At 65.1% G+C, this 15,405-nt stretch carries 16 protein-coding genes; 1 reads left to right on the forward strand and 15 read right to left on the reverse strand.

Going from position 1 to position 15,405, the window contains the following annotated elements:
* Both KM295_RS15610 and coxB read right to left on the reverse strand, forming a co-directional pair.
* Positions 1 to 744 (reverse strand): cytochrome c oxidase subunit I (locus KM295_RS15610; RefSeq protein WP_256031040.1); only part of this gene is annotated, 744 nt, incomplete at its 3' end.
* Positions 744 to 1,475: a cytochrome c oxidase subunit II gene (gene coxB, locus KM295_RS15615; protein WP_256031041.1), complete on the reverse strand. Its 732-nt coding sequence runs from the start codon at positions 1,473 to 1,475 to the stop codon at positions 744 to 746. The genes coxB and KM295_RS15610, both read right to left, overlap by 1 nt.
* 124 nt (positions 1,476 to 1,599) lie before the next feature.
* Between coxB and KM295_RS15620 the strand changes: the two genes are divergently transcribed.
* On the forward strand, positions 1,600 to 1,836 hold the full coding sequence (locus tag KM295_RS15620; RefSeq protein WP_256031044.1) for a hypothetical protein: 237 nt from the start codon (positions 1,600 to 1,602) through the stop codon (positions 1,834 to 1,836).
* A gap of 43 nt (positions 1,837 to 1,879) precedes the next feature.
* On the opposite strand, the gene KM295_RS15625 is transcribed toward KM295_RS15620, so the two are convergent.
* The 13 genes from KM295_RS15625 to KM295_RS15685 form a co-directional block, all read right to left on the reverse strand.
* Positions 1,880 to 3,250, reverse strand: a complete 1,371-nt coding sequence (locus KM295_RS15625; protein ID WP_256031048.1) for a heme o synthase — start codon at positions 3,248 to 3,250, stop codon at positions 1,880 to 1,882.
* Between the two features lie 107 nt (positions 3,251 to 3,357).
* Complete coding sequence (locus tag KM295_RS15630; RefSeq protein WP_256031051.1) at positions 3,358 to 4,170, reverse strand: CBS domain-containing ParB/RepB/Spo0J family partition protein; 813 nt, start codon at positions 4,168 to 4,170, stop codon at positions 3,358 to 3,360.
* A 31-nt stretch (positions 4,171 to 4,201) separates the two neighbouring features.
* Positions 4,202 to 5,671, reverse strand: coding sequence for a DHHA1 domain-containing protein (locus KM295_RS15635; protein WP_256031063.1), 1,470 nt, complete (start codon positions 5,669 to 5,671; stop codon positions 4,202 to 4,204).
* Between the two features lie 66 nt (positions 5,672 to 5,737).
* Positions 5,738 to 7,234: an NADH-quinone oxidoreductase subunit N gene (locus KM295_RS15640; RefSeq protein ID WP_256031066.1), complete on the reverse strand. Its 1,497-nt coding sequence runs from the start codon at positions 7,232 to 7,234 to the stop codon at positions 5,738 to 5,740.
* A complete protein-coding gene (locus KM295_RS15645; RefSeq protein ID WP_256031068.1) occupies positions 7,234 to 8,781 on the reverse strand; it encodes a complex I subunit 4 family protein in 1,548 nt (515 codons plus the stop codon). Before KM295_RS15645 ends, KM295_RS15640 begins: the two co-directional genes overlap by 1 nt.
* 1 nt (position 8,782) lies before the next feature.
* Positions 8,783 to 10,807, reverse strand: coding sequence for an NADH-quinone oxidoreductase subunit L (gene nuoL, locus KM295_RS15650; protein WP_256031069.1), 2,025 nt, complete (start codon positions 10,805 to 10,807; stop codon positions 8,783 to 8,785).
* Position 10,808: 1 nt separating this feature from the next.
* On the reverse strand, positions 10,809 to 11,123 hold the full coding sequence (nuoK, locus tag KM295_RS15655) for an NADH-quinone oxidoreductase subunit NuoK (protein ID WP_256031070.1): 315 nt from the start codon (positions 11,121 to 11,123) through the stop codon (positions 10,809 to 10,811).
* On the reverse strand, positions 11,123 to 11,410 hold the full coding sequence (locus KM295_RS15660) for a hypothetical protein (protein ID WP_256031073.1): 288 nt from the start codon (positions 11,408 to 11,410) through the stop codon (positions 11,123 to 11,125). The genes nuoK and KM295_RS15660 overlap by 1 nt, the downstream gene beginning before the upstream one ends.
* A complete protein-coding gene (locus KM295_RS15665) occupies positions 11,407 to 11,682 on the reverse strand; it encodes an NADH-quinone oxidoreductase subunit J (RefSeq protein ID WP_256031076.1) in 276 nt (91 codons plus the stop codon). The genes KM295_RS15660 and KM295_RS15665 overlap by 4 nt, the downstream gene beginning before the upstream one ends.
* 250 nt (positions 11,683 to 11,932) lie before the next feature.
* Positions 11,933 to 12,394 (reverse strand): NuoI/complex I 23 kDa subunit family protein, encoded by a 462-nt coding sequence (locus KM295_RS15670; protein ID WP_256031078.1) that lies wholly within the window; start codon positions 12,392 to 12,394, stop codon positions 11,933 to 11,935.
* A complete protein-coding gene (locus tag KM295_RS15675) occupies positions 12,394 to 13,449 on the reverse strand; it encodes a complex I subunit 1/NuoH family protein (protein WP_256031083.1) in 1,056 nt (351 codons plus the stop codon). The genes KM295_RS15670 and KM295_RS15675 overlap by 1 nt, the downstream gene beginning before the upstream one ends.
* 2 nt (positions 13,450 to 13,451) lie before the next feature.
* Positions 13,452 to 15,131, reverse strand: coding sequence for an NADH-quinone oxidoreductase subunit D (locus tag KM295_RS15680; protein ID WP_256031082.1), 1,680 nt, complete (start codon positions 15,129 to 15,131; stop codon positions 13,452 to 13,454).
* Positions 15,128 to 15,405 (reverse strand): NADH-quinone oxidoreductase subunit B family protein (locus KM295_RS15685; protein WP_472924558.1); only part of this gene is annotated, 278 nt, incomplete at its 5' end. The genes KM295_RS15680 and KM295_RS15685, both read right to left, overlap by 4 nt.

Consider the following 15,405-nt stretch of genomic DNA (forward strand, 5'->3'; position numbering starts at 1 on the left):
GGGGTGGCCGAAGAACCAGAAGAGATGGCCCCACAGGAGGGCGCCGCCCTCGGTCGCCGAGAAGTAGACGCTGCCGAGAATGCGGTCGGCCGCGAGAATGAATCCAGTGCCCAAAAGCACCGCGAATGCAAAGAGCATCATCCAGACGGTTGCGAGGATGGACCAGGTGAACATGGGCATGTCCATGAGGCCCATGCCTTCGGCGCGGGAGTGATGGATCGTCGTCAGGAAGTTGACTGTCGAGGCGGTGACGCCGATGACGAACATCGCCAGCGCGAGGATCGCCCCCGTCGAGCCGATCGAAGGGGTGTAGGCTGGCATGTTGAGCGGGGCGTAGATCGTCCAGCCCGCGGACAGTGTACCGCCCTGGAAGAACGAGATCCCGAACAGGACCCCGGAGAGGGCGTACAGCCAGTATGAGAGCGCGTTGAGCCGTGGGAACGCCAGATCGTCGGCACCGATCTGGAGCGGGACGACGTAGTTAGCGAAGCCGAAGGCGAACGGCGAGAGGAACCAAAAGACCATGAGGAGGCCGTGTGCGGTGACGGTTTCGTTGTAGCCGACGCCGTTGCCGCCGAGGACCGTCGCCGTGGGGTCCCACAGCTCGACGCGGAGCAACAGCGCGAGGACGCCGCCAAGGAGCAAAAAGAAGACCGCGGTGAGCAAATAGAGGATGCCGACGTCCTTGTGGTTGGTCGTAACGAGCCAGCGTTTGAGCGAACTGGTATCGGGAAGCTCGCTCATCAGGCGCTCACCCCCACCGTCTGCGTCGATGCCGATGGGTCGTACGTTCCGTTGTACCACTCGTTGAATTCGTTAGGTTCCATGACGACGATTTCCCCTGTCATCTGTGAGTGTCCGGCACCGCACAGCTCGAAACACTCTATCGTGTACGTACCCGGCTCGTCCGCGATGAACCACTCCTCGGAGGTCTCACCGGGGATCGCGTCCGCCTTGACACGCAGATCGGTCACCCCGAAAGCGTGCCAGACGTCGTCGGAGGTTATATGCAGTCGTATCACTTGATCCTCGTCGGCCGGCACACGGAGCGTGCCGAATTCGCTTTGCCCGCTGGGGTAGGTGAACTCCCAGCCGAACTGGAAGCCGGTCACCTGGATGTCCATGTCCCCTTCGGTCTCGACTTCGGAGGTGGGGCCAGCCTCGACGTACAGAAGCAGCGTATACGCGTACACGACGAGGCTGATCACGATAACGGCGCTGATCCCGAACGAGACGAAGAGCTTCTTGCTCTTGCCACCGCCCTGTCCGCTCGGGAGTTCGCCGACCTGCGGGGCGTCGAACTCCTCTTCGGTCTCTTTGCCCGTATCACGGTACTCGTAGGCGTGATACAGCGTGTAGGCGACCACGACGACCCCGACGACCGTCCCCATGGCGACGAACACGAGGAAGATCTCCGAGAAGACCTCCGCCTGTGCTCGCCACCCATCCGACGCCTGAAGGAGCGTATCCATCATGATATCTGTTACTTGTTTTGACTGACGGTCATATGTACTTAGCTTTTGTTGTGTGCGATTCACCCGCCGGAACCCGAGGACGAAGGTTATTTGTACAGCGGTGAGTACCAACTCACAAAGCACCATGTCGACCACAACACTGTTACAGCTCTATGGGGCTCTCGACTCGCTGGAGGCGCTGTCGGGAGCCACGCTCGCCGCCGTTCTGCTCGTGCTTTCGGTCGTGCTCTTTGCGGGCCCGTACCGACTGGCTCGCAGACACGACCTCGGGACCGCCCACGCTGTCGGCGCGGGGCTGGGCGGCCTCGGGTTCGTCTTTCTCTTTCTCGTTGCGCTCCAGTTGCTTCACAGCCCGATCTGACCGGTCGAAGACGACGAGGGACAGCGGAACGATCGATCCGTCGTCACAGCGCGAGTCCGTCGACGACGATCGCGACGAGTACGATCCCGAGGTAGGCGTTCGAGGCGTGGAACGCCCGGAACGCGGCGTTTTCTGACCGCTCGTAGTGGAGGCGGACAACCGCCCACAGGAAGACGGCACCGAAAAGGGTGGTCGCCGCCCCGTAGATCCATCCCAGATCCGTGACGGCCGTGAGGGCGCCCGCCCCAAGCAGGGTCGCGCCGAGATAGAGGAGAATGTGCTTTCTGGTCTCGGTCTCGCCGCGGACGACGGGCATCATGGGGAAGCCGCCGCGCTCGTAATCGTCGCGGTACGCCAAGGCGAGATTATAAAAGTGGGCGGGCGTCCACAGGAAGATGAGGCCGGCTAGCGCGCCCCCCGCGACGCCGACGGTTCCCGTGACGGCCGCATAGCCGATCAGCGCCGGCAGTGCGCCGGCTGCCCCGCCGAGGACGGTGTTTTGGACCGTGTTGGGTTTCAGGATCAGCGTGTACACGACGCTGTAGAAGCCGATCGCCGCCAGCCCGAGGGCGGCGACCAGGATGTTTACCGAGAGGAAGGCCCAAAGCGACGCGACGGTGAGCAGGCCGCCGAAGGCCAGCGCGTTCCGGACCGGGACCTCGTGGGTCGCGACCGGCCGGTCGGCGGTCCGCTCCATCCGCTTGTCGACGTCCCGTTCGAGGACGTGGTTGAACGTCCCCGAAGCGCCGATCGCCAGAACGCCGCCGCCGAGCGTATAGAGGACGGTCCCGACCGTCGGCGTCCCGGCCAGGGCCATTCCGGCGCCGGCGACGAGACTGAGCAGCCACATCAGTCTCGGCTTCATCAGCCGGAAGTACGCGGCGGCCGTCGCTTTGAGGCGGGCCATGACGGGCAGCGCCGAGGTGTCTACACCGGCTGTTCCCCCCACGTCGGGGTCCGGCTTCGCTCCCGTCGGGGACGTTTCGGGGGCGTCGTCGGATCCTGTTTCGGTCTCCAGTTGCCACGCCAACGCGAGAACGAGGGCCGCGAAGATCGTCATCGCGACGAGCAGATGGAGGCGCTCGAGGGCGGTCCCGGACGCGAGCCCGGCGCCGATCGCAGCCTGGATCGGGTACAGAAACAGCGCCGCGACGAGGGCGGCCCTGATCCGACTGTTTCCGACCGGCCACGTGACGGCGGCCGCGGCGATCACGAGCAGGCCGACGACGGCCGCGACGGTTCGATGAAAGAGTGCGACCAGCACTGCGGGGTTCGCGGGGTCGCCGCGACAGAGCGGCCAGCCGTTACACGCGGCCGCGGCGTCGGCGAGTGCCGCGGTCGCGCCGACGATTACGAGGACATAGACGCCGATCACGGCCGCCGCGAGCAGCGACACGGGCCTGGTTACACGCATCAGTTCTCGTTTATGACTCCGGGCGCGAACACTTAGACTCCTCGCTTCTTCCCGGTCCCGATAGATCGGCACCGGCGGGCGATTCCGATTCCGACTCGCGGCGACGGTCAGTCCGGGTCCTGGAGTCGTTCCGTCGTCTCGACGAGCGGGTGGTGGGCGTAGTCGACCTCCTCGATGTCGTTGATCGATCCGAGGTCGCTTTTCTGTGCCGTTTCGGCCATCCCGAGATCGACCCGCCCATCGAGCCGGACCACGTAGGCGTCCATCTCCTCGATTCCGAGCCTGTCGGCCGCCTTGACGCGGTGGTGACCGTCGGCCAGATACAGCGTTCCGGCGTTGTCGATCACGACGAGCGGTTCGGCGAGCCCGTTTTCGAGTTCGTAGATCCGTCCCTCGAGTTCGTCGGTGTAGACTTTGGTCTGTGTCGGCGTCAGTGCCGAGAGATCGACCGTCCGGCGCTCCTCCTCGGCTTCGATCCCGTGGATGTTCTCGAGAGTCCGCTTGAGCTTGCCGACCTTCTCTGGGGTCGCCCGCTCGATCTGCGAGCGGATGACGTCCGCGTTCGAGATGAGCCCGACGAGGTTGCCGGCGTCGTCGACGACCGGTAGCTGTTGGATCCCTGACCGGAGGATGACCCGGGCGGCGTCCGTGATCCGCATCTCCGGGTGGGCGACGATGATGTCGTCGGTCATGATCTTGAATATCGGTTCGCTCTCGCCGGCGAGCAACAGATCGCGCGCACTGACGAAGCCTTTGACGTGTCGACCGTCACACACCGGATAGCCACTGTGGGACTCGCTGTCGGCGATCAGTTCGGCGACCGACGCGACCGTATCGTCCGGCGAGACCGTCTCGACGTCACGCGTCATGTAATCTTTCACCATCGGCTTTTGGCTGTGGGCGTCCTGGTCGTCGTCCATTGGTGAAACGATATCTCCACACGGCAAAAAATCACTCCCTCGGGGCGGATCCTCTGCCCGGATCGACGAGATCCGAGTAGACGAACGCCGTCGCCCGATCCGGTGTGACCCCCAGCGCCTCGAGGAACCGCTCGCTGACCACCTCGTCGATGATCTCGCCCCGTTCGTCTTCGGTCGACTCCTCGGCAAGCATTCCGACTGGAATCTGTGCGCCGGCCATGTCGGCGTGCCCGCCCGCGCTCCCGATCTGGGCGAAGGCGTCCCTGAGCACTTCCCCGAGATCGATGTCGGTCCCCCGGGTTCGCGCGGAGACGAAAACGGTCCCGTCGGTGTACCCGAAGACGAGCGTCGTGGTGACCCCTTCCATGTCGAGCAGTCGGTCGGCCGCCTGTGAGAGGGTATCGCGATCCGAGATCTCCCCGACACAGCTCGTCAACACGTCGGATTCGACAGACCGGTTCGAGATCGCCCGCCCGACCGTCTCGATCGTATCGGCGGTCACGGTCGGTGACTCGACCCGCCGGAGCGTCTCCCCGTCGGCCGCTTCGACGAGCCGTGCGGCGGCCTCGAAGTCGGCGACGGAGACCTCGCGGCTGAACGCCTGGGTGTCGGTCCGGATCCCATAGAGGAGCCCGCTTGCGAGTGCCTCTCCGGGCTCGATCGCGAGTCCCGAGAGGTACCTCTCGAGGAGCGTACAGGTCGCCCCGACGTCGCTCCGCAGGTCGACGAACTCGGCCTCGATCGGCCCCCGGGGCGGGTGATGATCGATCACGATATCGATCGGGGTCTCCTCGGGCAGGTCGTCGTTGACCCCCGGCCGGGAGTGGTCGACGAGCGCGAACGCGTCGAACTCCGAGAGGTCGTTGTCGGCCGAGAGGTTCCGCAGGTCGTACCCGAAGAGGTTGACCAGCGCCCGGTTCTCCTGGTGGTTGATCTCGCCGTAATAACACGCCTCGGCGTCGACACCAACCGCGGTCGCGATCCGTCGGAGTCCGACCGCGGCGGCGATCGCGTCCGGATCCGGGTTGTTGTGAGCGAGAACGGCGAGCGTGCCGTCGATCCCTCTGAGAGTGTGGCTGAGCTTTCGCGTCCGGATCCCCTCGTCGCCGACCCGCTCGATCAACGGACGGGCCGTCTCGGCGGGGAGTTCGACGATCCGGTCGGCTTCGGCCGCGATCGCCTCCCGATCGGTTTCCCTCGCGTGTTCGTCCAGACAGGCCATCACGAACGCCGCCGGATACGCCAGGCGGGCGGTCCCGACGACCTGCCGGATCCGGTCGGTATCCGGGGGCGCGACGACGACCGAGTCGACCTCGCCCGCGACAGTCCGGACGTCCCCGACGGCGGTGATATCGACACGCCGGGCGTCGATACCGCTTTCTCTGAGTGACTCGGCTCGCTCGTCGGTTTCGACGAGGACGAGCAGCGACTCCGATCGATCGGCGAGCCGATCGAGGAAGGCGCGGCCGACCGCCCCATAGCCCAACACCAGCCGGTCCATACTATCGCGAGGGTGTCGACGGCCTAAAACATGCTGGACGGCCGGCGATGAAAACCTTCCCGGCTGTCAGAACAGCGACGCTGCGGCCTCGAAGGCGATACCGTCGAAGACGACGAGTCCCGGCAACAGAAGCACCGTCACGACCGCCGCTGTGAGGACGGCGGCGTACAGCGCCGTCGGATAGCGCTCGATCCCGAGCGGCTCGGCGGGCGGTTCGATCCACATCGCCTTGACGACGCGGCTGTAATAATAGAGGCTCAACGCGCTGTTGACCGCCCCCACCAGCGCGAGCCACGGGACGCCGGCCCCGACCGCGCCGGCAAAGAGAAAGTACTTCGAGAGGAAGCCACCGCCGACGGGTAGGCCGGCCAGAGAGAACACGAAGACGGTCATCGCGACGCAGGCCACTGGCGCTTCCCGCCCGAGACCGTTGTAGTCCTCGAAGGTGCGGCCGAGTTCCCAGTGTTCAACCAGGGCGACAAACAGGAACGCGCCGGTGTTCATGAACCCGTAAACGAAAAGATGGAGCATGCTCGCACCCAGCACCGTCGCCTCCGCGCCGGGGCCGCCGGCGTTGGTCAGCGCCGCCAGCCCGATCAGCGCGTATCCGGCGTGGCCGATCGAGGAGTACGCGAGCATCCGTTTGACGTTCTCCTGTGTCGCGGCGGCGAAGTTCCCGAGGGTCATCGTGACGACCGCAAGCACCTGAAACAGGAGCACCCAATCGAGCGTCCCGGCGATCGTCCCGATCGGGAAGCCGACAACGAGTACGCGGAACGCGACGACGAAGCCGGCGGCCTTCGAAGCCGACGAGAGGAAGGCCGCGACCGGCGCCGGCGCGCCCTCGTAGGCGTCCGGCGCCCAGAAGTGAAACGGCACCGAGGCCGTCTTGAACGCCAGGCCGCCGACGATCATGAGGAGTCCGACGCCGAGGACGCCCGGATAGTCGGCCGAGGCCCCACCGAGCGCGCTCGCGACGTCAGAAAGCAGCAGGCTCCCGGTCGCCGCATAGACCAGCGAGATGCCGTACACCATGATCCCCGAGGAGAGCGCGCCCACGAGGAAGTACTTCAGCGCCCCCTCGACGGAGCCGCGGTTACGCTTCAGGTACGCGACGAGCGCATAGGAGGGCAGACTCGAAAGCTCGAGGGCGACGAAGACGACCGCAAGGCTGTTGGCCGACGCCAGAAGCGACATCCCGGTCGCCGCGAGCGTGACGAGCAGATAGTACTCGGCCTTGTGCGGGAGCTCGCGGATGTAATCGACCGACGCGACCGAAACGAGGGCAGTCACGCTGCCGAAAATAAACGTAAACAGCAGGCTCATCCCGTCGACGACGAGCTGGCCGCCGAACAGTTCGACGCCGTCGGCGGCGACGCCCGAGAGCAACAGGACCCCCGAGGCCGACAGCGCGGCGATTCCCCCGACTGCCGCGACCGCAGCGAGGAGGCCGCCGTCGGCGTCCTCCGGCGCGAACGCGTCGATCACGAACAGTGCGAGCGCCGCGAGCACGAACGCTGCGGCCGGCGAGAGCAGGAGCCACTCGTTTGCCATCGTCACCATTAGCTACCACCTCCGAAACCGAACTCGACGACGTCCAGCGTCGCGTCCCTGATCATCTCGAAGATCAGATCGGGAGCGACCCCGAGGGCGACGATCAACACGACGAGCGTCACGATCGGGGCGATGTCGTGGACCGGAGCCCGCCCGAGTTCGTAGTCGGTTTCGAGTTCGAACGGGCCGAAGAGCGACCGTTGCATCGCCCACAGCAGGTACCCGGCGACGATGACGATCCCGAACATCGCGATCGCGGTAAACACCGGCGCGGCCGGCAGCACCGTCGATTCGAACGCCCCGATGAAGACGAACAGCTCCGCCATGAAGCCGGCCATGAGCGGCAGGCCCATGTAACCGAACGCGCCGGCGACGAAGACCGTCGCCGTGGCGGGCATCTTCGAAGCCAGCCCGGACATGTCGCCGATCATCCGGGTGTGGGTCGCGTTGTAGAAGACGCCGACCGTCATGAAGAGCAACCCGGAGATGAGCCCGTGGGCCACCATCTGGAACGTCGCGCCGCCGACGCCGTACACCGTGTAGGCGACGAGCCCGAGGATGACATACCCCATCGAGGAGACCGACGAGTAGGCGACGACCCGCTTTAGATCCTGCTGGGCCAGCGCGAGCAACGCGCCGTAGATGATCGAGATCACGGCGATCGCCGCGATCGGGACGGCAAGCGTTGCGGCCTGCTCCGGGAGCATGGTGAAGTTGAACCGAAGCAGGGCGTAGGTGCCCATCTTCAGGAGGACGCCGGCCAGAAGGACGGAGGCGGGCGTCGGCGCCTCCACGTGGGCGTCGGGCAGCCACGTGTGGAACGGGACGACCGGAACTTTCACCGCGAAGCCGACGAACATCGCGAGGAAGGCGGCTATCGCCAGCGTGTCGGGCGGAACCCCGACCGTCGGCGTGCCGAGATAGCCCAACTGGCCGGCCCGGAGCGCCTCGGCGATCGCGGGCATCCCCGTCGAGGAGACCGCATCGCCGAGCCCGAAGATCAGCGCGAAGAAGCCGACGAACATCACCAGCGAGGCGATGTTCGTGTAGACGAAGAACTTGATCGCGGCGTACTTCCGGCGCGGACCGCCCCAGACGCCGATGAGCAGGTACATCGGGATCAATACGGCCTCCCAGAAGACGAACCAAAGCAGGAAATCAAGGGCGGCGAAGACGCCGATCAGACTACCCTCCAAGAGGAGTACGAGCCCGTAGAACTCGCTTTGCCGGTCGTCGATCGGTGTCCACGCGCTCAGGATCGAAAGCGTCGTCAACACCGTCGAGAGGACGACCAGCGGCAGGGAGATGCCATCGAGACCGACGTGGTAGTTGACGGCGTAGGGGCCGAGCTGGAGCCACTCGGCGAACGTCTCGTAGGCGATCTCGCCGCCGAGCAACGCGTTCCCGCTCCCGTCGAAGGCAACGTAGGCGTACAGCGACAGGACGAGCGGCGGCACCGAGAGCCCGAACGCGAGCTTGGGGGCGTACCGGTCGGGGGTAAAAAAGACGATCGCCGCCCCGAGGAGACACGAAACGACGAGTGCCTCGATCAGCATCTCAGAACCACCCCCCGAGGATCGCGAAGACGACGAGCAACGCCAGCAGGCTCAAGACGACGAGCGCCGCGTAGTTCGTCACGACCCCCGATTGGATCTGTCGGATCCGGGCGCCAGCGGAACGGCTCACGCTCGAGACGGCGTTGACCGTCCCGTCGATGACGCCCTGATCGAACGTGTCGGCGGCCGCCGCGAGCCGGACGGTGAACCCCTCGGCGAGCCACACCTGGTATTCGTCCTGGTAGTAGTTGTGCATGAGAAGCGTCTGTACGCGGCCGAGCCGTTCCGTGTGTCTGGCCGGAGAGCCGCCCCGGTAGAGCCCGAACGCCAGGCCGGCCCCGGCGACCGCGAGGCCGAACGACAGCCCGGCGTTTACGAGCATCGTTCCGATCTCGCCGCCGGCGATCGCCCCCGAACCGTACGACGACAGCGACGAGTAGTGTTCGGCGCCCGTCAACAGCGCCTCCGGCGTCGCATAGAGGTAGTCGTGGAGGAAATCGACCTCCGCGCCAGTGAGCATCTCGATTGGGACCGGATTGAGCGCGCCCGCGACAACCGCCAGCACGCCCAGCACCGAAAGCGGGAACTTGACGTTCCAGCCGACGCTGTGGGGATCCTCGGCGGTCTCGCTTCTGGGATCGCCGTGGAACGTGAGCATCACCATCCGGATCGTATAAAAGCCCGTCAGGAACACCGCAGTAATCCCCATCGCGTACGCGCCGAAAAGAAGCGGGCTACCGCCCAGGGCGTGGACGAGCGTCTCGAAGAGTACCTCGTCTTTCGACCAAAAGCCCGAGAACGGGAAGATCCCCGCCAGCGCGAGCGAGCCGGCGAGAAACGTGAGGTAGGTGGTCCGCATCTCGGATTTCAGCCCGCCCATCTCCCACATGTCCTCCTCGTGGTGCATCGCGATGATCACCGACCCGGCGCCGAGAAAGAGCAGCGCCTTGAAGATCGCATGCGTCGTCAGATGGAAGAAGGCGGCGACGTAGCCGCCGGCCCCCAACGCGAGCATCATGTACCCGTACTGGCTGATCGTCGAGTAGGCGAGCACCTGCTTGATCTCGTTTTTCACGACCGCCATCGTTGCGGCGAAAAGCGCCGTGAAGCCGCCGACGAAGGCGATGATCCCGAGCACCGTCGGCAACAGCGCGTAGAAGCCGTACATGCGGGCGACGAGATAGACGCCGGCGGCGACCATCGTCGCGGCGTGGATCAACGCCGAGACCGGGGTCGGACCCTCCATGGCGTCGGGCAGCCACGTGTGGAACGGGAACTGGGCGGACTTGCCGAGGACGCCACCCAACACGAGCAACCCCAGCACTGAGAACCATCCCTCCGTCGAGAGCCCGAACGTGTTCACGCTCGTCTCGCCCGCCAGCGCGCTCTCGGCCAGCGCCGGGAACCCCTCGCTGCCGGCGAAGCCGGCCGTCCCGAAGGTGACGAGCACGCCGACGACGCCGACGAGGAAGAAGTAATCGCCGAACCGGGTGACGAGAAACGCCTTCTTGGCGGCCGACGGCGGCGCGTCCTCGGTGAACCAGTGGCCGATCAGCAGGTACGAACACAGCCCCACGAGCTCGAAGAAGACGAACGCCATGAACAGGTTGTCGGCCATCACGAACGCGAGCATGCTCGCGGTGAACAGCCCGAGCCCGGCGTAGTACCGCGGCAGCCCCGGCTCGCCCTCGTCGTTCATGTAGCCGAGCGAGAAGACGTGGACGAGAAAGGCGATGAGCGAGACGATCACTAACATCGCGGCCGAGAGCTGATCGATCAGGATCCCGAAGGCGAGATCGACGCCCATCTCGGCGTCGACGAGCGTGTACCACGTCTGATCGTGAACTTCCCCCGAAAGGAGGAGCCACCCGAGCGTGACAACCGAGAGGCCGAGCGCGCCGGCCGTCGCGAGTATTCCGGCCACCGCGCCCTTCTTCGGCATCCACCGGCCGAAAAACAGCGCGAGGGCGAACGATGCGAGCGGGAGGAACACGATCGCCGGCGTGAGTTCGTATATCAGGGCCATCTTACCACTTGAGAGTTGTCGCGTTCGTCACGTCGACGTCGTCGAAGTTCCGGTGTACCACCAGGACGATACCGATCCCGACGGCGACCTCCGCGGCCGCCAGCGCGATCACGAACAGCGCGAACGTCTGGCCGGTCACGTTCCCCCAGTAGAAGGCGAAGGCGACCAGATTGACGTTCGCGGCGTTCAAAAGCAACTCGACGCTCATCAGGAAGACCAGGGCGTTCCGTCGGGTCAGGATGCCGAACAGGCCGATACAGAACACCGCGGCCGAAAGCACCAGGTAGTACTCGGCGGGAACGGTTTCTAAAACCATCAGGAATCATCCTCGTCTTTCTTCGCCAGCATGACCGCCCCGTCGAGGGCGGCGTCCAACACGACGGCGATCAGAACGAAGGAGACGAGAAAGCCCTCGCCGCCGATATCCGCGCCCGGGAGATCGAACATCGCGTAGCCGATCGAGGCCGTCACCGATCCCGCCGGGAACGCCTCCGAGGTGCCGAACCCCGAGGTGAGAAAGGTCGCCGCGAGGAACGCGAACAGCGCGACCGCGACCACCCCGACGGTCTTCTGTCCCCGGTAGAGCCGCGGGCGCGTCGTCATCGGACCCCCTCCATGCCGGCGTCGGGTTCCTGACGAACGAGCATGACGGCGAACGTGATCAACACGAGCACGCCGCCGACGTAGACGAGTACCTGCATCACTGCGAGGAACTCGGCGCGCAACATCACGTAGTGGGCCGCGACCGAGAGCAACGCGGCCCCCAAAAGCAGCGCCGAGTGCCACACGTCGCGGGCCAGTACGACCCCCAGACTCGCCCCGACCGTCACCAGGGCGAACAGAAGAAACGCCAGCGTCTCGAACGGTACAGCCATTATGGGACTCTGCACCCGGACACCTTTTGAATATTTCCGTTCGCACCCACCTTCCCGCGGGGAACACGCCGCGTTCCCATTCGTCAGCCGATCAGACCCCTACAGATATCGGTTTCGAACGCCACGTATCGGAGACGCTACGACGTGCGACGTCATCGAACCGACCCCGTCGTTACTGCCGGGAGGCGTACTCGCATCGATTACGTCGAAAACGGCCTCGACGGGAGGGTGAGACAGTCCTCGATTGCGGCTACTGGTAGTCCAACTCGCCTTCCCCCTCGCCGACCCACGCCTCACGGTCCGGTTCGCGCGCGGCGAGGGGATCGATGTCCTTGTACCAGGGGACGTTCTTGAGTTGCTCTTTGTTGTAGGCCAGATCGTCTTTCGTGTCGCCGGTGAACTCGAAGTTCTCCGTCAGCAGGATCGCGTCGACGGGACAGACCTCCTCGCACAACCGACAGTAGATACACTGCCCGATGTGGAGGTTGTACTGTTCGCCGTTGCGCTGGTCGTCCATCACGATCTGGATCGTGTCGTTCGGACAGACGTTCTCACACTGGCGACACCAGATACAGCGTTCCTGTGAGAACTTGTGGACGCCGCGGAACCGCGGGGAGACGTCGGGTGTCTCCTCGGGGTACTGGACGGTGAACTTCTCGCCGTCCAGGGCGTGTTTCATGGTCGTTGCCATCGATTTGAGCATTCCGATCATTAGGCGATCACTCCCACGATAACGGCGGTGAGTACGAGGTTCGCAAGCGACAGCACGAGCATTCCCTTCCAGCCCACCTCGATGAGCTGGTCGATCCGGAGCCGGGGCAGCGCCGATCGGGCCCACTGGGTGAACAGGTAGACGGCCCAGATCTTCACGAGGAACCACACCAGCCCGATACTTTCGGGGCCGGGACCGGCTGGGCCACCGAGGAACAGCGTCGCGATGATCGCGCCGCCGAGGAAGATATGCAGGAACTCCCCGAGATAGATCAACACGAAGTAGACGCTGGAGTACTCGGTCTGATAGCCGGCGACGATCTCCGTCGGCGCCTCGGGGATATCGAAGGGGTTGCGGCCGACCTCCATCAGGTTCGCGATAATAAAGAGCACGAACGCGAAGGGGTTGACGAAGGCGTACCACGTCGGGACCGTCACCGGACCGAGGCTGAAGAGCGGTTCGGCCTGTCTTGCGACGATCTCGCTCATCTGTAGTGAGCCCGAAAACAGCACGACCGAGGCGGCGATCAACACCAGCGGGATCTCGTAGGCGAGGTTCTGGGCGACCGCCCGCAGCCCGCCGAGCATCGAGAACTTGTTGTTCGACGCATAGCCCGCCATCACGAGCCCCAGCGAGGCGATCGAGGCGACGGCGAAAACGTAGACGAGGCCGACCTCGGGGTCGGCCAGGTGGATCCCGCTGCCCATCGGGATGACGGCGAAGCCCAGAAGCGCCGAGGCGGCCAGCACGATCGGCGCCAGGTCCCACGCCGGTCGGTCGACGCCCTCCGGGATGATTAGTTCCTTCGAGAGCAGCCGGACCGCGTCGGCGACGATGATAAAGAGCCCGAAGGGCCCGAGCCGGTTGACCGCATAGCGGTCGGTGAACGCGGCGGTCACTTTCCGTTTGGCCCACGGCCCCGCGACCGCCGTCATCGTCATCATCAGCGTCCCGACGATGGCGGCGCCGGCGAGCGCGGCGATCGCCGTCCCGAGCGGCCCCGAACCGAACGGCAACAGTTCGACGAGCCGTTCGGGAAGCGGCGCACCCTGCAACATCACCGATCGACCTCCCCGAGAACGATATCGAGGCTGCCGAGCGAGGCGATCAGATCCGGTACGTACTCGCCTTGGGTCATCTCACGCAGCGTATGGAGGTTACAGAAGCAGGGGCTGCGGATCTTGAACCGCGCGGGTTTGTCGGTGCCGTCCGAGCGAATATAGATGCCGAGTTCGCCCTTGGCGGCCTCGACGCCGCGGTAGATCTCGGTGTCGGCGTCGGGTTTCAGCGTCCGGGGAACGTTCGATTGGATCTCCCGGTCCTCCTCGGGCCAGCTTTCGAGCAGATCCACGCACTGTTCGATGATCTTCGCCGATTCCTCTACCTCCCGCAGGCGCACGAGTACGCGACTGTAATTGTCACAGCCGTCCTCGGTGATGACGTCCCAGTCGAGCTCCTCGTAGTAGCCGTAGGGGTCGTCCCGCCGCAGATCGAAGTCGATCCCCGATCCACGGGCGACCGGACCGGTCGCACCGTACTGTTTTGCCACCTCCGGCGGGAGTTCGCCGGTGCCGACACAGCGGACCTGGAAGATCTCGTTGGACGTGATGAGGTTGTGGTACTCTTTGGTCTTCTCGGGGAGTCCATCGAGGAAGTCCCGGACCATCTCGAAGAACTCCTCGCGGGGCTCGGGGAGATCCCAGGCGACGCCGCCGAGCCGGAGGTAGTTGAACATCAGCCGCTGGCCCGTCAACTCCTCTAAGATGTCTTGGACCTCTTCGCGGTCGCGGAAGGCGTACTGGAAGACGGCGGTGAAATCGCCGAAGACGTCCAGCGCGAAGGTTCCCAGCGCGAGCATGTGGCTCGCGATCCGGCACAGCTCGGCTGACATCGTCCGGATGACCTGTGCGTACTCGGGGACGTCGATGTCGGCCAGGTCCTCGGCCGCCCGCGCGTAGGCCCACTCGTTGAGAATGCCCGCCGAGACGTAGTCCCAGCGGTCGGGGTAGGGCATGATCTGGTGCCGGTAGGTCGACTGTTGACACATCTGCTCTTCACACCGATGGAGGTAGCCGATGTCGGGTTCGACGTCCGCCACCTGCTCGCCGTCGAGGACGGTCTTGATGTGCAACACGCCGTGGGTCGCCGGATGGTGCGGCCCGATGTTGATGAACATCGTGTCCGATTCGGACCGCTCACCGCGGGTATCCGGCTGGAGCGGGTTGGCGTGTTCGCGGAAGGGGACGACCTGCGGTTTTTCCGGGTTGTACTCGCGGGAGAGCGGGTGGCCCTGCCAGGTCTCGGGCAACAGGATCCGCCGTAGATCCGGGTGGTCGTCGTAGGCGATCCCCACCAGATCGTACGCCTCGCGCTCGTGCCACTCTGCCGTCCGGTAGACCGGTTCGGCGCTCTGGCTCACCGGTTCGTCCGTCGGCGTCGGCACGATGACGCCGACCTCCTGGGTCGGGTCGTCGTACTTTTTGAGGTGATAGATCGACTCGTAGCGGTCGGCGTACTCCTGGGCGGTGACGTTCGAGAGGTAATCGAAGCCGGCCTGCTGGCGGAGCGCCGAAAGGGCTTTCTGGACCTCGTCGGGCCGGACGACGAACGCCGTGGCGTTTTCGTGCTCCTCGCGGCCGATGGCGGTCTCGCCGAGCAACGCCTCGAGTTCGTCGTAATCGAGGGTCCCCTCGGCCGTCTCGCCGACGTCGGTCGGTCCGGGTTCCTGCAGGCTCATGGCGAATCAGCCCAGTTGTACCGCATGACGAGATCCTCCTCGTCGATCTGATCGGCCAGATGCTGGACGAGTTCGTCCTCCTCGAGGTCGCCGAACTGCTCGAGTTCGTACGGTTTGACCGTCACGGGCGAGGTCTCGCCGTTCTGGATCCGCTCTTGCAGTTTGGCGATCCCGTAGATGAGCGCCTCCGGGCGGGGCGGACAGCCCGGAACGTGGATGTCGACCGGGATGACCTCCTCGGCGCCCTTGATGACGTTGTATCCCTCCTGAAAGG

This window comes from Natronomonas aquatica, from assembly GCF_024449025.1.
GTDB lineage: Archaea > Halobacteriota > Halobacteria > Halobacteriales > Haloarculaceae > Natronomonas > Natronomonas aquatica.